This is a genomic window from Pseudomonas sp. B707 (genome assembly GCF_022496685.1).
Classification (GTDB): Bacteria; Pseudomonadota; Gammaproteobacteria; order Pseudomonadales; family Pseudomonadaceae; genus Aquipseudomonas; species Aquipseudomonas paraglycinae.
The window spans coordinates 41,806-58,065 of record NZ_WTVE01000024.1 but is presented as its reverse complement, the minus strand read 5'-3'; the positions used below and the strand labels follow the sequence as shown (position 1 = coordinate 58,065).

Genomic DNA, 16,260 nt, shown 5'->3' with positions numbered 1-16,260 from the left:
AGTCGTGCGTCATGAGCTTTTCAATCCTAGGCCCTATTGTTGTGGGCGGTCGGAAATTACCTCTTTGTCTTTTTCGGGTGCCGGCAGGTTTTCCTTCGCCGGCAGCGGATCACATCGAAACCCACATCTCACTCGACGAAGTGCTCAACATTCGGGCCCCGCATGTTTACTTGGTGAAAATTGCCGGAGAGAGCATGCAGGGGGCAGGAATCTTTGACGGCGATTTGGCGGTAGTGGATCGTTCACTGGAGCCGGCTCACGGGCATATTGTTGTTGCGCTGCTTAACAATGATCCGCTTTGCAAGCGGCTGTGCATCCGTGGAAAGGAGGTGATCCTCCTGTCCGAAAATCCCAAGTATCCACCGCGCTACGTGCTGGAAGGCGATGAGCTCGCGATCTGGGGCGTGATCATTGGTAGCGTGCGCAGTCATGTCTAAGCGGGTGCCGGTGTTCGGCCTGATCGATTGCAACAGTTTCTACGCCAGCTGCGAGCGAGTGTTCCGTCCTGACCTGGCAAAGGTCCCCATCGTTGTCTTATCGAATAATGACGGCTGCGTCATCGCCCGCAGCTACGACGCCAAGCCATACGTGAAAATGGGCGAGCCGTACTTCCAGATCAAACACAAGCTTAAGCAGCACGGCATCGTCCCGTTCTCCTCGAACTACGCGCTTTACGGTGACATGAGTGAACGCGTCATGACGCTGATTGAGTCCATGGTGCCCGCAGTCGAGGTCTATAGCATCGATGAAGCCTTTGTCGAACTCACCGGCATCAATGATTTGGACGGCCTCGGTCGACAGATTCGGAGTCAGGTGCTGAGGTGCGCTGGCATTCCGGTGGGGGTGGGAATCGCTCACACCAAAACCTTGGCCAAGCTCGCCAATCATACCGCCAAGCGCCTGCAGGCGCAGACGGGCGGTGTCGTCAATATTTGTGACCCCACTAAGCGTGACTGGGTACTTCGCAACACCGATGTTTCAGAGGTGTGGGGCGTAGGGCGTCGAATGAAAGCGCACCTGGATACCATGGGAATCAAAAGTGCGATGGATTTGGCAAAAGCCGACCCTTGGACTTTGCGCAAAAACTTCAGTGTGGTGATCGAAAAGACGGCGCGAGAACTGGCCGGCACTCCCTGTCTGGAACTCGACGAGCCCGATCCTCCGAAGCAAGAGATCTGCTGCAGTCGAATGTTCGGCACCCGGCTGACGGAGCTGGCACCGATCAAGGAGGCGGTGGCCACGTACATGATGCGAGCCTCAGAAAAGCTCAGGGCGCAAAACTCGCTGTGCAAGAAAGTGCGCGTGAGTATTCGCACCGGAATGTTCAATCCGGAGGAGGCGAAGTACGCCAATGGTGTGGTGATCGATATGCCTTACCCCACGGATGACGTCCGGCTACTGACCAAGGCTGCAGTCGATGCGCTGGATCGGGTATATCGCCCTGGTTTCAAGTACAGCAAGGCGGAGGTGTTGCTGATGAACCTGTGTCGGCCAGGTGAATACACGGACGATCTGTTTGCGGCTTCTCAACCGACTGAATCTACCAAGGTCATGGCCGTACTGGATCAGATCAACGAGCGGTGGGGAAGGGGGACGCTGCGAGCGGCGAGCGTCCCTAGCAAGCCAGAGTGGGCCATGCGGCGCGAAATGATGAGTCAGAGCTTCACGACTCGATTGGACCAGTTATGGACGATCAACTGTAGGTAGTAAATCGTCCGCTATCGGCCAACAGCGGTCTCTTGTCGATGTCCGCATCGATCCGATAGTAGCTGCTCGCGTATGGACGCTTTCGGCCGAAAGCGTCTTTCCACAAGGCCGAGCATTCAGCCGGGGTTATAGCCACCTTGCCTAACGAGTGGTGGTCACTGGATCACTCACTCGCAATTTCTGCGAAAAAAAGAGCGTTACTGCATCCAATCCGAACGCCGCCGCGTATACCAAGCACGGACAGAATCTCCTGGCCGATCTTCCTCACAAAGGATCATCACGATGAAACGCATTTCGATCAAAACGCAATTGATTGCGGGCCTTCTGACCTTGGTGGCAGGTAGCGGATTAGTGTTCAACGCTGCGCATGCTGCATCGATGAGTCACGACAGCGTCATGGTCGGCGGTCAAAGCATGTTGCCGAACAAGGACATCGTCGACAACGCAGTGAACTCGGCCGATCACACCACCCTGGTCGCCGCTGTGAAAGCTGCCGGTCTTGTCGACACCCTCAAGGGAAAAGGACCCTTTACTGTGTTTGCACCAGTCAATTCGGCCTTTACTGCTCTGCCCGCAGGAACCGTCGATACGTTGCTAAAACCGGAAAACAAGGCAACCCTCACCAAGATCCTTACTTACCACGTCGTGAGCGGCAAACTGGACATGGCCACTCTTGCCGAAAAGATCAAGGCCGGAGGTGGCAAGACCGAACTGACCACCGTCTCGGGCGGAAAACTGTGGGCAATGATGAATGGTCCGCACAACATCACCATCAAAGATGAGAAGGGCGACGTCGCCGACATCAGTACTTATGACGTATACCAGTCGAACGGTGTGATACAGGTCATCGACAAAGTCCTGATGCCGAAAAGTTGACCGGCGTCGCCGGTCGATTTCAGCATGACCGGCGAGTCCTCCGAGGAGCCCACCCGTGAATGGAACAACCGCGCGCTGTGGGCTAACCTCTGGCTGCAATCGACTTGTAGAACCTCACGATCCATTCGTTTGGAGAAAGGCTATTCCCATCGCCGACACTGACCAACTCAAACACCTTCTAGCCCAGTGTTCCTTGGGTGACCGACGCGCTTTTGAAGCGCTGTATCGTAGCGTGAGTCCGCGTCTGCATGGCGTGGCGCTGCGGTTCATGGGGCGCCCAGATCTGGCTGAGGAGGTGCTACAGGAAAGTTTTGTGCGTATCTGGAACAATGCTTCACGCTACCAATCGCAACTGTCGGCGCCGATGACTTGGATGATCAATATCACGCGAAATCAGGCCATCGACCAATTGCGAAAGCGTCGCGAACGTCCCCTGAGTGACCTCGACGCGCAGATGCTGGTAGACGACAGCCCCTCGGTACATGAACAGTTGAACAGCTCCCGTGAGACCACTTCATTGAATCGGTGCCTAGATGAGCTCGAAGGGATGCAACGTCAGTCAATCACCATTGCTTATTTTGAAGGGCTTTCCTGTTCAGAACTGGCGGAGCACCTGTCGGCACCGCTCGGGTCGGTAAAGTCTTGGATCCGCCGAGGGATGGAACGTTTGCGCAGGTGCCTTGAGTCATGAACTACCAAACTCCAAGTCTTCGTCGCGCACTTGCCGCAGATTATGCCATTGGGTTGATGCCACCAGCCGCACGCCGGCGCTTTGAGCAGCTTTTACTGGAGGACTCGGAACTTCGCGCAGAACTTTCGCAATGGCGGGAAAGCCTTGCGAGCCTTACCCAGTCTCTGCCTGAATCACCTGTACCGGATCGTGTATGGCGCGGAATTACGGCGCGTATAGATCCGCAAACAATGCAGTTGCCTGTAAAGCGACCATTCTGGAGCTGGCTCTGGGTGACGATTGCAACATGTTCACTGGTAGCAGCGGTAACGCTGAGCGTTATCTATAACCGTGACGAAGTTCGCTACAGTGCAACGTTGCGTAGTGCCGGCGCACAGTCGTGGATGAGCATTGAAGCGCACGAGAATTATCTAAAAATCAAAACGCTGGCTTTGGTGAAGATAGAAAAGAATCGTAGCTTGGAAATGTGGGTTATTCCTTCAGATGGAAAGCCTGTTTCGCTTGGGGTGATTCCCCCAGGCGGAGACGGGGAGATCAAGTTGGGCGGTGCGCAGAAAGCGTTTATTGGTGAGTCAATCACGTTGGCCATCAGTCTTGAACCCGAGGGTGGATCGCCAACAGGACAGCCGACTGGTCCTGTGCTGTATCAGGGCGTGCTTTCGGCTCTATGACTCAGGGCAGCAAACCGTTAATTTTCGTGAGTAAACGGCTCACTGATCGGTCGCCCAGAATTCTGCTTCAACGCAACGCGCTCATGAACATAAACGGCAGCTTTTGGCCGAAAGCAGCCGTACGCGAATAGCTGCTATCGACCCAAAGCAGACGTCGAACACCAAAATTTTTGCCGTTTAAAAATCGATTTTGCATCGTGCTTCAGCGGCCTGTATTCGTAATGTAAGACCAGACTCGAAGCACATGACAAGATGATGATCTGGTTGGATGTGATCTGTCAGGTAAAAGGCCTGTGTCTCTGCGTTGGACTCCACGGCTCCGATCGAATGAATAACACTATCGTCGCCATCGATTGGGTAATCATCCCGCCCACTTGATGAAAAGTAATCGACCTCATGGAAGCTGATAGTAATCTTGTGTGCTTCTTCGGTCGGCACCCAGGCTTCAGTCCGTCGAGTAAAGATGAGTACAGCCGACCTATCCACGATGTCGTAATTAATGGTGCTGGCGTGGTAGAAGTTATGAAGGTCATACGCACGGTTTTGAATCTCAACCTCAATATGCCCGAATTCGAAACCATGAAATTGCATGGGTAAGCCCTAATGATCTAACGGCAGGCGTGTATCGTACGGCATCGTCGCAATGACTGCTTTTGGCCGGTAGCGGTCGCTTGTGAACGTCCGCTTCTGGCCGAAAGCTGCCGCTCACGGAGTGCCGATTTTGGCCGATTGCTGCCTGCAAAGGCGATATTAGGATTGCCGTATCCGCATAATCGCATCTGTGATCGCTTTTGCATTTGTGTCTAAGGTCTCCATAGCCATCACAGCGTTATCTGCAACCACTGCCGCGCCACTGGCTGCAAGCCAAACGGCAACCTCCTCGATTGCCGCCGCCAGTGCATGCTGGTTGTGCAGGAGCAACGTCAGGGCGTCAGCAGTGGCGATATTAGAAGCTGAGTTATTTGGCATGCGATCCATCCTGGAAATGAGGTGTTCGCGAAGCCTAGCTCATGCGGCCGCAGCAGAGAGGCACTTAGATACCGCATGCTTAAAAATTGCTACAACGCGCAGATGATTTGAGACTTCAGCCAATCAGTTGGGGGGGGGAGGCGGGCTACTGCATCCAATCCATCATCGGCGCGACGGAGAAACGGCGTGAGAGTGGGGCGGGTGTGGCGGTGATTGGGGGCATTGGGGGTACGGAATCGGTGTGGCTGGGAGGTGGGGGAGTTTATCAGGAATGGAAGAGGTGGGCTTAGGGGGATCTAAATAGCATGGATACAAGTCTGAAGCGAAAGAAGGGGGCAGATAAGAGAATCAGTCCCCCATTTTCAGTCGGAAAAATCAAATTGTCATGTTTGTCCACCCGTCAAATATGACTTTCGTTGTTTGATAAAAAGATCATAAATTGTTTTTGATTTTGGGGAGGCGTTTTGCGAGCTAATATTATCAGCAAATAAATTATAATATTGGTTGAATTTTTTTTTGTCTGAGGTGTAATTTTCGACCCACTCGTTTTCAGGGATTCTCGATACTAATTCATTGAAAAGATGGTTGTTTAAGCTTTTAACCAAGGTTGTGCAAATTAGAATCGCCGATTGCAAGGCAGTATAATCCAGCGTTAATGGCTTTTCTAAAAGCTCTTTATGTTGCTCAATTCCCAACGCCATTGCATTTGAGGCGCCAAGTCGGCCAAATCGATGAACGGTACAGTGTCTTAAATGACAAACGCGAACATAGTCCTTGATAGCGGATTCTACTGCGGTAGGTATTGACCCTTTTATCCCCAAGATGTCTTTTATTGTGTCAACTATACTATGTTGGCTTATGAATGAAATGCGCTCCAGGATGGCTTCAGGCAACATGTCCTTATCAAGGTGAACTGCTGCGGCATAAGAAATGTCTCTTTTGTACGCATGTTCTTTGGATGAAGCATCCATAGATACAATTTTTCGAAAAAGTGTTCTGAGATAGCTTTCCACCGCAGCGATTACGCCCAGAAGTACAAGTTGTCCTTGAAGTGCATCAAAGTTTGTTGGGTGTGGTGCAAGTCGATTAATAGAGTGAAGTCGCTCTAGAAATTGATCGATTGGGGATTGTGTAGGCTCTGTGTGACTAGTATCAAATAGTAGATGCGTTGTTAATGCCGGGTTGGACGGCGATGGTGTTATTTCTACTTTTGATTTGAAAGGATTTGCCATTATGATAGAAACTCATCTACAGCCAACGATACCTTGGAGATAAACTCATTTGCTCTAATAGGCCCAATGTATTTTGCTTTTTGCAGTTCCATAGAGGCATTTTGAGAAGCAATGACATCACCAACTGTCCTAAGCTTCGTGTCCTTGTGTACTCTGCGGATAAGTGCCTGACTAATGTCCGGTACCTCATTTAGTGGGAGCTTCATGCACCCTTCGAAAAGTGATGCTACAACGAGCTTTTCACCACAGTTATGGCAAAATTGCTGAGAGTCATTGAAGCGAGCGGTTTCGCATACTTGGCATGGCGGAAGATCTAACTTCAGGTTTGCAATCTGTTGATCAGATAGTAAGGATTTAAAATCTCTTCTCAGTGGGTGTTTCGATGAAGGTGAAAGCATTACATTTGAAATGCTTTTGAATGTGCTTTTTCGGCCTTCGCGAAAGGCTCCTTCTTGGTAAAGAAAAGCCAAGTGAGGAATGTAGCGGTCGTATTTTCGATTTGCGCCGTGAGAAACTGCGTGTAAAGGGAATAGTAAGCCGATCTCAATTAAGAATTTCAGCATTCGCTCTGTAAGTGGGTGTCGATCAGATGTTTGTTGAAGTCCTAGAGTTATATTTTTTTTTGTCAGGTCGGCAGCTTGGGCAGAGGCTACTTCGCTCACCGACTTTATTAGGAACTGCTTTCCTGTTTTAACTACGGATGAAAATTGTTTTAACTTTATACCGAGAGAGTCATATTCCGCACCAATTAATTCCACTTGGCGCTCAATGATTTTGTTGACTTTTGATTGGGAGTTTGTAGAGCTTTCAGTAAGAAATTCTCTAAGCAGTCTTAAGAAAACTCGTGGAACTCCAAACGCAATATATTTCAACAGTTCAAGAACGTCCGGAGAAATATTTTTTGCCTGCTCTGGGGTTAGGCGGCGATTTGCAATGTCTCCCATTATTTGAGAGTAGTTACTATCCTCAACAGATAACCAGAGTGGTACTTCTTCTACTTCGTGCGATGCGTGGAATGTCGGACCGTATTGAGTTGAACCAGGGTAGACAGAGGCTTTAGGAGCAATTCCTTCGACCTTTAGTACCCTAAATATTTCAAAAAATGCGATGAGATATTGGTCAGATAAGCTTAGAGCCGCATCATCTAGCAGTAAAACAGCCCTGCTACGGCCAAATTTTGCGGTAAGGATTTTTATTGCTTTGATTACAGCGTCAACAGTTATTCGTTGCCCAAATTCTTCGTAGAGAGTGTCTCCGCTTCCACGTTCTAATAGAGCTACTAGCTCTCGCAATTTGTCTTGATCATAGATTTCGTCGATTTCTAACATGAACTTTGAGTCAGAGCTCAAGTCATTAAGGAAGTCAAAGGCGCTAACCAATAATTTGGCTAGAACCCAGGAGTGAAATCTCTTTAATGCATCAGGGGTTTTTTTTAGTAATGGTTCCAAATGCAGGTATTTGTTAAAGCTTGCGTATAATGCTAGGGGAGCTGCTTTGTCTAGTAAGGCTTGAGTGTAGGTATAACGCATTAAATGCGTTTTTCCTGTGCCGCGGGGGCCGATTAGAAATTTTGCGCCGGAAGCTAAAAGTTTTTGCCGAGCTCTTACTAATATTTCTCCATCCGCCAAACTTCTATTAATTTCCTCGTTAGAAAGCTGGTCGGCACGTTCTTCAAATTCCATAAATATCCTTATTGGTTAACTTGTAGAGGGAACGATAGTAAGTCGAGTTTTGTGAGGTGTTTTGCAGCTACACCATAGGCGTGAAGTGAAAGCCACTTCCGACCTTTTTCGCTAGATAATGCGGAAAGTAGGACTGCCCGAAGGTGTTCGGGCACTCGAATACGGTATATGCAATCAGTTAAAATGATGGTTCCTTTAGATATACCTAATATTTTTGTTTCCAGATTGCGACCGACTCGAGCGATCAGGATGTCACCTGGTTCTCCAGTGATAAGATTTTTTTTGGGGTCGAAGTTTGGAGGAGCGTCAAATCTTGAAAGATCTTTCCATATCCCGCAATCCTTTTCGCTGATATCAGAAGTGTGGAATACCGGTGCTTTGTATTGTTTAGCTTCGGAGCTCGAAAGAGTGCCTCTGTTGATTATAGCCTTGACGCTTTCAAGAGTGGTGATATCGCTGCTTCGATTCTGGTTGATTGCTTGACAATGGAAATTATAATCCAGCCGTCCAAATCCTGATTCGGTCGGGATTTGAAGTCGTCCGCTAAGTTTTCTGCTTTCGTCAAGTTTGTATATTGAAATGAGACCACTGCCGGTATTGGTTTTTTTAATGATGAAAATACTGGCAAGCGCATCTGTTCCATGGAAGGATCCACGAGGTAGTTGAATGACTTTGACTACTTCGTAGTTTGTCAGTAAATGCTGTCTAAATTTTTTGTATTTGGCTGCCGTTATGAAGCTGTCTGGCAGTATAATTCCTAATGTTGCATTTTTTCCGATAAGACGAAGGTTTTGAGCTAGAAATAGTACAGCCGCATCGATGCTGGATTTTATTGGGAGGCATTGTATGAATCCGGTTTCTTCTAGCAGGTCACTATAATCGCTTGTCCATTCTGGAGATATAAATGGTGGGTTACAGACTGCAGTGTCAATGGGGTTGGAAAATGTATTCAGCAGCGATGGTAGATCATTGGATAGTGCGTCTGTATGGAAATGCTTATGTGAGGAAAGTTTGAGGTTGGAATTTCCTAAGTTTGTTTTATAACCATCGGCCGCCCTCGCGTCGATATCGACTGTTAGTAGATCTAAATTACCCCAGCGTGATGCGGCTGCAATAGATAGCGATCCTGACCCCGCACCCAGATCCAATAACCTACGAGGGTGATGATCTTCAATTTGATCGACCAAAAACTCGCTTATGTCGGTTTTAGTATAATAACGACCCAATGCGTCTGAGTTTGAGGAGCGGGTAACGGTGATCGGGGGCATGATCGCTTGTTCTGTGAGCAAAGGCCTATGTTACCTTGGGAAGCCGTGACAGCAAAAGGGTTTCATCTGCTTCGAATGGTAAATTGAAGTGACTGGCAGGCAGCATCAGCCCTATGCGTCGCCCGGAGGCCAGCTTCGTCAAGATCGCAGATTCTGCTAGCTTGGTCGGTTCGGGGTGTTCCTGCTTGCCAGGGCTGGAATCTAGGCTAAACGGAGCTTTTTTCGAACAGTGACGCAATAATTCTATCGAATCAGACCAACCACCTTCCAGTTTTGATACCAAACCTAACCTCTATCTAATAATTAAAAATATATCGTTATGTTTAGTGCGAAAAGGGAGGGTGTTTTTTCAATTTTTGTGGCAAATAAATCTGTCCCTTTCTTTTTTTTTGGCACTCCATGCACATCGTAAATATTTTCATCGGGCTGATATCTTTAGAGTAAGGTGGTAAGTAGTATATAGGGGCAGTATAAAAGGACAAGGGCAAGCTGGGTGGGTTTATTTGTTTTGGGTTTCTAGGTGGTTAATAAATCTGTTCCTATTTTTTTGCTCATTTTCCGTTGAGTTGGTTATTGTTGATACTTTTTAAGATTTCTTTCCAAATATAGCGATAGCTGTAACGAAGCCAAAGAGTCTTCAGTTTGTCAAAGGTTCGCCGCATCTTACTTCGTTGACGAGCTCGCAGTTCTTTTTCAATCTCGTCCAACAACCACTCATCCTTGAATCCCGTCCAAATTGGCGGCACAGGTGTCTCAAGATTGCCAAAGCACACCGGAGCTACTTCTGAATATAGTATGTCTTCAACAATTTTCAGATCGTAGGGTTTAATTCGCTCCGCGATATATGCATAGTCGACTTCGTTGTCAACAAAGGCTTCAGCCAATGCTATCTGGATTTTGGCTTTATCTTCCGGAGTCAAAATACTTCCCAATGGGAAAGCTCCTCTAGTTCATCGTCAAAAGTATCTGCAACTACGCTTCCGGCGATGCCACCTGCCATGCTACCTATTAAAACCACAGCTACAGCGCATGCTGGTGCTGCTGGGCCGCAAATTGCGCTAACACCCAGGCCCGCAAGGAAGCCGCCGGCGGCGCCCGCGCCAAGAATTGTTGCTTGTCGTGCGGTTTCTTTTACTTTGTTGTCGGCGTTCAGTATTTCGTAGGTAGCAAGGGCGGCTGTCATGATGATCCCAACCTTGCCCATGACGGTCATGATTTTTGTACCGGCTGTAAATTTGGCGTTGTCTCGGCCTGATCCTTCGAGAGCTTTATAAAGGATTTCTTTTTGCTGGGTCTTTGAAAGTTGGTTGTAGTTTTTGTTGAAGCCGGTTCGAGATTTTTCATCGAGAATATCTGCGTGCGTTTTTCCGCCTTTTTTCTTTTTTTCGGCAACGGCAACGCCTTGGGCGGAGGTGAACTTACGATGTTCAAACATTATTTTGTTGCGCATTTCGTTGCTGAATTTTGTACCGTCTTCAACGGTGATATTGCCAGCTCTAACGTCTGCCAATACCTGTTGCGCCATTCGTTTGATATTGCGCTGGTAGCTGGCGCGGACGCGTTCGTCTTTGATCGCGTTGATCGAAAAGCGTGTGGCAGCGCCTTCCATGCCCGCGATTGCCATTTCAAGTGGAGACTGGCTTAGGGTGTGCTCACTCTTGACAACATAAGAGCCGGTTACGAGGTACGGTTCAGTCATGAGAAGTCCTTATCCCAAGATATCTTTAAGCAGTGCATCAATGCTTGATGTAGTGCAGGTGTTTTCGTGCTCTGCAAATGCGATCGTATGGCACATTTTGCCGGTTGGGTTGGCAAATCGGACTGTGTTATTTGAGTCGAAGGATCCAGTCATTGATGACCCGTCATCAAAGTGTGCGGTGCATGTGAATCCTTGATAGCTCTCAGAAGCTGGGATCTTAAAGGCGATCCAGTTCCCATGAATAATCATCGGCGTCGGTGGCGTAAACGGCGCAGGCGTATGTGAGTCACCAATAATCACCGTTCCCGATCCTCCGATCACAACGTCTCCATGTGAACCGACTGTGCCTACCAGCGCGGCATTTTTGCCGTTGATGAATACTGTGCTGGATACGGCGGAGGCGAGTGCGCTGCCGCAGGTGCAGGTGTCGTCTTTTCGGGCGGCAGCAAGTCCGTCGAAGAACACGTCCGGGGATCCGGAGGCAATGGCTTTGGGGCCGTGTCCGGGGATGGGGCAACTGGTGGGATCGGTGATGCGTGCAGCGGGCTTTGCCATGTTTGACTCCCTGTCAACGGATTAGCTGGCACCGACTGTATCAGAGTTGCTTTGGTGGTTGCCTGACGGCGATGTGCCTGGTGTTGATCGTCCATCTAAACAGCAAAATTTGAGTGTGTTTAAACGAAGCTATCTGACACTACTTCGGCCCTACACATCCTTGCGCCACCCCCTACACCTAAGACAGAATCCGCCGGCTTGTGCCTCTAGCACGGGGGTTCTATCGTTCCTGGGTCACTGAAAAACAGTGATCGGGTTTGGTAGCCCGGATTCCGTCAGAAGCACAAGACTACTGTCTTGCGGAGGCTTTCAGTGCCTTCGTTTTATGGTGGTCATGCGCAGGGCATCTTCGGATGCGCCGGGGTTCCTGACGGCCGGTCTACCAACCTGCGTATGGCCTCCACCCTAGTTTGGTAGCGAAGGTGGCGGCTCCTAACCTCTTATCCGTCGGGAGTTACTCCATGTTCAAACCAACACCCAACCCACCAGAAACCGATCCAGTCTCCCCCTACAAATTCCCTGATTCACGAACCCTGAACGAAGCCGCCGAACGCGCCCTCGATCATTACCTCACCCCACAGCAACGGATCATGGGCAGCCACACCCAGCATGACCCGATGTACTTCGCCAACCCGGCCTACGACACCGAATCCCTGCTCGCCAACGCCAGCGAATCCTTGGGATCAGCCTCCGAAATGCTCAACAACTTCGCCGCCACCCTGGAACCCGCCCACCGCAAAACCGCCATCGGCATTGCGCAGTTGGTGATGTTGGGGTCTTTGGCGGTGAATCAGGCGCTGGATAACGTCGAGCCGAAGTAGGTCGTTGCGGCCCTCTGTCGCGGAGGGCTGATTTTCTGTGCCTCAGGCACCAAAGTTAAACGCAACTGAAATCCTCGGCCTCGTCCCTTCAAATCGTCGAACCGAGTGCATCAGCCACGACGGAAACATGATGAAAGTGCCGCTGCTGGCGGCGCAGGTGCTGCTGAAGCCGGCGGTTATGCAGTCTTCGACGCGCATTCGCAGCGCGGGGTTGTAGGTGGAGGCGACCATGCCGCGTGGGTCGGCGAATTCCAGGTCGCCGCCGACGGTCGGGTCGTCTTCTCGGCCGCCGGCGTCCACCCAGTAGACGCCTGACCAGAAGGCGCCCGGATGTCCATGCAGGGCGTTGCTGTGGCCTGCGGTATTTACGTTGGCCCAGGCGTTGAGTTTCCATTCGAAACTCGGTTCGGTCAGTCCGAATTGTTCGCTGTGCACTGCCGTCATTTGCACGGCGAACGCTTTGGCGAACTTCACGAGAGCGTCGCTGGCTTCTTCGCCCCATTCATGGAAGTCGTTCGCGGACTGCCAGCCGCCGTCGTTGCTGCGCTGGGCGCCGCTACGATCCTGCGCCATGCGGGTTGTGATGATGGTTTTCAGTTGGGAATTAAGTTTTGCGGCATCGGGGTACTGGAGGCTGGCGAGGGGCGTTGTGAACAGCCGTCGAATCTTTATCAGGTCAGGATTTACCAAGTGGCTGGTCGACGGCATTGCGGGTTCTCTAGGTCTCGTAAGTTGCAAAAAACTATACCGAGCGAACTGAAAAACCGATGTAAACCTTTGTGAAAGGCCGAACCTGAACCCACGCTGAAACCCCCGCAAGTTTCATCTTCCCGCCACCCGCACAGGCCTACGATCCCTCTACAAGATCCGAATCCTACCCGAGCGCCACACACCATGAACAATCCACTCAAAGCGCTGTTGATCGTCGCCACCATCTCGTTCCTAACAGCCTGTTCCGGTTCCGGTGGTTTGACCACCACCAGTTGTTTCTCCAGCGACTGTCAGTCGCCGGAGGCGCGGAACGTGAATACGTTGAAGTTTGGCGGGAGCAATATCGGTAACAGTTTCAACCAGTACAGCTCCGGCCTGATGCATGACGACTGAGGGTTACTGAGCCGCGGGTACGGCGATCCATTCGCTCAGGACTTTCTGGTATTTGCCGGTGACTTTGCTCAAGTGCAGCCACTGGTCGACGTAGAGTTTCCAGCTGATGTCGTCGCGCGGCAGCAGGTAGGCTTTTTCGCCGTATTGCATGAACTGGCTCGGGTTGACGGCGCACAGGCCGGGTTTGAGTTTTTGTTGGTAGAGGGCTTCGGAGGCGTCGGTGATCATCACGTCGGCCTTGTTGTCGAGCAGTTGCTCGAAGATGGTCACGTTGTCGTGCAACGCCAGTTGCGCCTTGGGCAGAAAGGCGTGGACGAAGGCTTCGTTTGTGCCGCCGGCGGGTTCGACCAGGCGCACGTTCGGCTGGTTGATTTGCTCGACGGTCTGGTATTTGGACTGGTCGGCGCAGCGCACCAGCGGGATCTTGCCGTCGACGTCGAGGGTGTTGCTGAAGAAGGCTTTTTTCTGGCGTTCGAGGGTCACCGAGATGCCGCCGACGCCGATGTCGCATTTGCCGGCCTGCATGTCCGGCATCAGGGTTTTCCAGGTGGTCTGCACCCATTCGACCTTGACGCCGAGGCTGTCGGCCAGGGTTTGCGCCATGGCGATGTCGATGCCTTCGAAACCGCCGTCCGGGCGTTTGAAGGTGTAGGGCTTGTAGTCGCCGGTGGTGCAGACGCGCAACTGGCCTTGTTGCTGAATGGTGTCGAGGTGCGAGGCCGGTTCTTGTGCCTGGGCGGCGCCGGCGATGGCCAGCAGGCCGCAGAAGATCATCGTGCTTTTTGGAATTGTCATGGAGATCGGGCTTGTGCAGTGGGAGTGCGGGCCAGTGTAGTGAATGCGTTTGCCGGGTGTCATCCCGGTTCCGGGCTCAACGTGCCCAGCCACGCCACCAGTCCCACGATCAACAGCGCAATCACCAGCTCCGATGCCACGCTGCGGCGCAAGGCGTTGGCCGCCACTTGATGCTGCCCGGCGCGCAACGATTGCTCAAGCAACGGCCCGAGGTGGAAGCGGTTCAACGCGGCCAGCACCAGCATGCCCCCGAACAACACAACCTTGATCGCCAGCAGAATGCCGTAGGTGCCGAGCAGGATTTCGCCCAGTGTCGGGCCGACGATGAACAGGTAATTCGCCACGCCGGTGACCGACAGGATGAGCACAATTGCCGCGCCGACGCCTTCGAAGCGTTTGACGGAGTCTGCCAGCGAACGAACGCGCGCCTCGCTGCACAGTGCGTCGAGCCGCGCCATCAAGATCAACGCGAGCATGGCGCCCAGCCACGCACCCGCCGCGAGCAGGTGCAGGATGTCGCTGAGCAGATGCCACGCGTTATCCATCGCGCCGTGTCCGCTCCAGGCCAGGGAGGCGAGGGCGACGGCGCCGGCCATCGATGCCAGCCACAATCCCGGCCAGATCACCACGGCGATCAGCGCAATCATCCGCAGCGTCCACGCCAGCCCGACGTCGGTTTCCAGCACCATCATTTGCAGGTGCGGCCACAGCGCCGCGAATTCCGTTTCGCCACTCATGGCGCGGGTCATCAGCACCAGTCCCGCCACTGACAGCAATGCCCCGATCAACGCCATCCCGCGCAGCATCGGCCGAAACCGCAGCACCGCTTCAACGCTGTACAGCCCGAACAACGCCAGTCCGAACAACAACAGCAAATCCACATACAGCGCCAGACGCAGGAGGATGTTGATCAGTTCAGCCATCACTCATTTCACTTTGAACGTGACGTTGCCGGTGATCGGGTGCGTGTCCGACGACACTGCGCGCCATTCGACCTTGTAGGTGCCGGCGGGTAGCGGTGCGAGCGGGGTGACCAGCATGGTTTTCGGGTCGCTGCCGGCGCTGACTTTGGCCTTCATCGGCATTGGCGAATGGGCCATGCCGGGCATCTCGGTCATGACCAGTTTGGCGCCGGAGAACTGGGTCAGCAGATCCTCCGAAAACCGCAGTTCGATCTTGCCGGGCGCCGCGCCGTCGGCACCTTCGGCCGGGGTCGACGACAGCAGTTTCGGATGGGCCTGAGCCAGGGTGCTGAAGAGCAAACCGCTGGCGAGGACGAGGGATATTTTCAGTGTGCGCATGCAAGACCTCGGTGGTGTTTTTTGATGGGATTCAGAACCACAGCCGCACGCCGAGGACGAGTCGCGCTTCGCTGCGATCCTCGCCTTCTTCCCGTGCGTAATCGGCGGTGTTGCCGTAGGTGCGGTTCCAGGTCACGCCGATGTACGGCGCAAATTCACGGCGGATTTCATAGCGCAGGCGCAGCCCGGCCTCGGTGTTCGCGAGGCCGGAGCCGATCCCGCGTTGCGGGTCGTTTTTGCCGTAGACGTTGAGTTCGGCAGTCGGCTGCAGGATCAGGCGATTGGTCAGCAGGATGTCGTAGTCGCCCTCCAGCCGCACCGCGCTCTGGCCGTTTTCGCCGAGGAACGCCGTGGCTTCGGCTTCGAAGTTGTACAACGCCATGCCTTGCAGGCCGAACGCGGCCCAGGTTTGCGGAGCGCCGGGTTTGAAGTCCTGACGCACGCCGCTGACCACGTCCCACCACGGCGAAATCGCGTGGCCCCACAGCGCCTGGATTTCCGCGTCTTCGGTCTTGCCGTTGCTGCGTTCGCCCTCGGAGCGCAGCCACAGCCGATCGATGTCGCCGCCGATCCAGCCGGACAAATCCCAGGCCAGGGTGCTGGCGTCGTCGGCGTCCTGCCATTCAAGTTTGTCGGCGAGGAAGTACGTGTTGATGGCGCTGTCGTGGACCTGATGCCCGGCGTGGCTGGTGAACACGGCGGCGCGGTCGGCGTCGGTCAGTGCCGGGATCGGCGTGCGGCTTTCGGTCGGCGCGGCGGGCTGCATCATGCCGTCGTCCATGCTCTGCATATCGCCCATCCGGCTGTGATCCATGCCCTGCATGTCGCTGGCGGCGAAGGCCGGAGCCATCGACAGGAGCGACAACGAAAACACGGCGAATCGGGTCAT

20 protein-coding genes are annotated in these 16,260 nt (G+C 52.5%); 7 read left to right on the top strand and 13 right to left on the bottom strand.

Annotated elements, in window-relative coordinates:
• The first annotated feature begins 11 nt into the window (after positions 1-11).
• The 5 genes from GQX66_RS11865 (at position 12) to GQX66_RS11845 (ending at position 3,945) form a co-directional block, all read left to right on the top strand.
• The gene (locus tag GQX66_RS11865; protein WP_240869213.1) at positions 12-437 is read left to right on the top strand and encodes a S24 family peptidase; all 426 of its coding nucleotides are present in this window, start codon (positions 12-14) and stop codon (positions 435-437) included.
• On the top strand, positions 430-1,707 hold the full coding sequence (gene umuC / locus GQX66_RS11860) for a translesion error-prone DNA polymerase V subunit UmuC (RefSeq protein ID WP_240869208.1): 1,278 nt from the start codon (positions 430-432) through the stop codon (positions 1,705-1,707). The genes GQX66_RS11865 and umuC overlap by 8 nt, the downstream gene beginning before the upstream one ends.
• Positions 1,708-1,989: 282 nt before the next feature.
• Positions 1,990-2,583 carry a fasciclin domain-containing protein gene (locus tag GQX66_RS11855; protein ID WP_064381908.1) on the top strand — a complete coding sequence of 198 codons (594 nt, stop codon included), beginning with the start codon at positions 1,990-1,992 and terminating at the stop codon, positions 2,581-2,583.
• Positions 2,584-2,638: 55 nt separating this feature from the next.
• Positions 2,639-3,274, top strand: a complete 636-nt coding sequence (locus GQX66_RS11850; RefSeq protein ID WP_085655396.1) for a sigma-70 family RNA polymerase sigma factor — start codon at positions 2,639-2,641, stop codon at positions 3,272-3,274.
• A complete protein-coding gene (locus tag GQX66_RS11845; protein ID WP_240869172.1) occupies positions 3,271-3,945 on the top strand; it encodes an anti-sigma factor in 675 nt (224 codons plus the stop codon). Before GQX66_RS11850 ends, GQX66_RS11845 begins: the two co-directional genes overlap by 4 nt.
• Positions 3,946-4,122: 177 nt before the next feature.
• Here GQX66_RS11845 and GQX66_RS11840 read toward each other — a convergent pair whose 3' ends face one another.
• The 8 genes from GQX66_RS11840 to GQX66_RS11805 all read right to left on the bottom strand — a co-directional run bounded on the left by GQX66_RS11840 (position 4,123) and on the right by GQX66_RS11805 (position 11,350).
• On the bottom strand, positions 4,123-4,536 hold the full coding sequence (locus tag GQX66_RS11840; RefSeq protein ID WP_064598760.1) for a hypothetical protein: 414 nt from the start codon (positions 4,534-4,536) through the stop codon (positions 4,123-4,125).
• 159 nt (positions 4,537-4,695) lie between these two features.
• Positions 4,696-4,914, bottom strand: coding sequence for a hypothetical protein (locus GQX66_RS11835; RefSeq protein WP_085655295.1), 219 nt, complete (start codon positions 4,912-4,914; stop codon positions 4,696-4,698).
• A 383-nt stretch (positions 4,915-5,297) separates the two neighbouring features.
• Positions 5,298-6,146 (bottom strand): hypothetical protein, encoded by an 849-nt coding sequence (locus GQX66_RS11830; RefSeq protein WP_240869167.1) that lies wholly within the window; start codon positions 6,144-6,146, stop codon positions 5,298-5,300.
• On the bottom strand, positions 6,146-7,828 hold the full coding sequence (locus GQX66_RS11825; protein ID WP_240869160.1) for a hypothetical protein: 1,683 nt from the start codon (positions 7,826-7,828) through the stop codon (positions 6,146-6,148). The genes GQX66_RS11830 and GQX66_RS11825 overlap by 1 nt, the downstream gene beginning before the upstream one ends.
• 8 nt (positions 7,829-7,836) lie before the next feature.
• Positions 7,837-9,096 carry an N-6 DNA methylase gene (locus GQX66_RS11820; protein ID WP_240869153.1) on the bottom strand — a complete coding sequence of 420 codons (1,260 nt, stop codon included), beginning with the start codon at positions 9,094-9,096 and terminating at the stop codon, positions 7,837-7,839.
• A 551-nt stretch (positions 9,097-9,647) separates the two neighbouring features.
• A complete protein-coding gene (locus GQX66_RS11815; RefSeq protein WP_240869151.1) occupies positions 9,648-10,028 on the bottom strand; it encodes a hypothetical protein in 381 nt (126 codons plus the stop codon).
• The gene (locus GQX66_RS11810) at positions 10,013-10,795 is read right to left on the bottom strand and encodes a hypothetical protein (protein ID WP_240869148.1); all 783 of its coding nucleotides are present in this window, start codon (positions 10,793-10,795) and stop codon (positions 10,013-10,015) included. Before GQX66_RS11810 ends, GQX66_RS11815 begins: the two co-directional genes overlap by 16 nt.
• 9 nt (positions 10,796-10,804) lie before the next feature.
• Positions 10,805-11,350 (bottom strand): PAAR domain-containing protein, encoded by a 546-nt coding sequence (locus GQX66_RS11805; protein ID WP_240869145.1) that lies wholly within the window; start codon positions 11,348-11,350, stop codon positions 10,805-10,807.
• A gap of 461 nt (positions 11,351-11,811) precedes the next feature.
• Here GQX66_RS11805 and GQX66_RS11800 point away from each other — a divergent pair, with 461 nt between their 5' ends.
• Positions 11,812-12,171, top strand: coding sequence for a DUF6124 family protein (locus tag GQX66_RS11800; RefSeq protein ID WP_007955862.1), 360 nt, complete (start codon positions 11,812-11,814; stop codon positions 12,169-12,171).
• Between the two features lie 42 nt (positions 12,172-12,213).
• Here GQX66_RS11800 and GQX66_RS11795 read toward each other — a convergent pair whose 3' ends face one another.
• A complete protein-coding gene (locus tag GQX66_RS11795; protein WP_240869143.1) occupies positions 12,214-12,879 on the bottom strand; it encodes a TIGR02466 family protein in 666 nt (221 codons plus the stop codon).
• A gap of 186 nt (positions 12,880-13,065) precedes the next feature.
• Here GQX66_RS11795 and GQX66_RS11790 point away from each other — a divergent pair, with 186 nt between their 5' ends.
• Complete coding sequence (locus GQX66_RS11790) at positions 13,066-13,275, top strand: hypothetical protein (RefSeq protein WP_240869141.1); 210 nt, start codon at positions 13,066-13,068, stop codon at positions 13,273-13,275.
• Between the two features lie 3 nt (positions 13,276-13,278).
• Here GQX66_RS11790 and GQX66_RS11785 read toward each other — a convergent pair whose 3' ends face one another.
• The 4 genes from GQX66_RS11785 to GQX66_RS11770 are packed head-to-tail and all read right to left on the bottom strand — an operon-like array spanning position 13,279 to position 16,260.
• Entirely contained in the window at positions 13,279-14,070 is a 792-nt protein-coding gene (locus GQX66_RS11785) for a transporter substrate-binding domain-containing protein (RefSeq protein ID WP_240869138.1), read from the bottom strand.
• A 59-nt stretch (positions 14,071-14,129) separates the two neighbouring features.
• On the bottom strand, positions 14,130-14,993 hold the full coding sequence (copD, locus tag GQX66_RS11780) for a copper homeostasis membrane protein CopD (RefSeq protein ID WP_240869135.1): 864 nt from the start codon (positions 14,991-14,993) through the stop codon (positions 14,130-14,132).
• Positions 14,994-14,996: 3 nt separating this feature from the next.
• Positions 14,997-15,371: a copper homeostasis periplasmic binding protein CopC gene (gene copC, locus GQX66_RS11775; protein WP_108562828.1), complete on the bottom strand. Its 375-nt coding sequence runs from the start codon at positions 15,369-15,371 to the stop codon at positions 14,997-14,999.
• Positions 15,372-15,402: 31 nt separating this feature from the next.
• Complete coding sequence (locus tag GQX66_RS11770) at positions 15,403-16,260, bottom strand: copper resistance protein B (protein WP_240869133.1); 858 nt, start codon at positions 16,258-16,260, stop codon at positions 15,403-15,405.

Excerpts from the sequence above, each read along its gene's own strand:
- GQX66_RS11770 (WP_240869133.1), bottom strand. The coding sequence starts at position 16,260 with ATGACCCGATTCGCCGTGTTTTCGTTGTCGCTCCTGTCGATGGCTCCG.
- GQX66_RS11820 (WP_240869153.1), bottom strand. The coding sequence starts at position 9,096 with ATGCCCCCGATCACCGTTACCCGCTCCTCAAACTCAGACGCATTGGGT.
- GQX66_RS11825 (WP_240869160.1), bottom strand. The coding sequence starts at position 7,828 with ATGGAATTTGAAGAACGTGCCGACCAGCTTTCTAACGAGGAAATTAAT.
- copC (WP_108562828.1), bottom strand. The coding sequence starts at position 15,371 with ATGCGCACACTGAAAATATCCCTCGTCCTCGCCAGCGGTTTGCTCTTC.
- GQX66_RS11855 (WP_064381908.1), top strand. The coding sequence starts at position 1,990 with ATGAAACGCATTTCGATCAAAACGCAATTGATTGCGGGCCTTCTGACC.
- GQX66_RS11800 (WP_007955862.1), top strand. The coding sequence starts at position 11,812 with ATGTTCAAACCAACACCCAACCCACCAGAAACCGATCCAGTCTCCCCC.
- umuC (WP_240869208.1), top strand. The coding sequence starts at position 430 with ATGTCTAAGCGGGTGCCGGTGTTCGGCCTGATCGATTGCAACAGTTTC.
- GQX66_RS11845 (WP_240869172.1), top strand. The coding sequence starts at position 3,271 with ATGAACTACCAAACTCCAAGTCTTCGTCGCGCACTTGCCGCAGATTAT.
- GQX66_RS11790 (WP_240869141.1), top strand. The coding sequence starts at position 13,066 with ATGAACAATCCACTCAAAGCGCTGTTGATCGTCGCCACCATCTCGTTC.
- GQX66_RS11785 (WP_240869138.1), bottom strand. The coding sequence starts at position 14,070 with ATGACAATTCCAAAAAGCACGATGATCTTCTGCGGCCTGCTGGCCATC.
- GQX66_RS11795 (WP_240869143.1), bottom strand. The coding sequence starts at position 12,879 with ATGCCGTCGACCAGCCACTTGGTAAATCCTGACCTGATAAAGATTCGA.
- GQX66_RS11835 (WP_085655295.1), bottom strand. The coding sequence starts at position 4,914 with ATGCCAAATAACTCAGCTTCTAATATCGCCACTGCTGACGCCCTGACG.
- GQX66_RS11810 (WP_240869148.1), bottom strand. The coding sequence starts at position 10,795 with ATGACTGAACCGTACCTCGTAACCGGCTCTTATGTTGTCAAGAGTGAG.
- GQX66_RS11830 (WP_240869167.1), bottom strand. The coding sequence starts at position 6,146 with ATGGCAAATCCTTTCAAATCAAAAGTAGAAATAACACCATCGCCGTCC.
- GQX66_RS11805 (WP_240869145.1), bottom strand. The coding sequence starts at position 11,350 with ATGGCAAAGCCCGCTGCACGCATCACCGATCCCACCAGTTGCCCCATC.
- copD (WP_240869135.1), bottom strand. The coding sequence starts at position 14,993 with ATGGCTGAACTGATCAACATCCTCCTGCGTCTGGCGCTGTATGTGGAT.
- GQX66_RS11840 (WP_064598760.1), bottom strand. The coding sequence starts at position 4,536 with ATGCAATTTCATGGTTTCGAATTCGGGCATATTGAGGTTGAGATTCAA.
- GQX66_RS11865 (WP_240869213.1), top strand. The coding sequence starts at position 12 with ATGAGCTTTTCAATCCTAGGCCCTATTGTTGTGGGCGGTCGGAAATTA.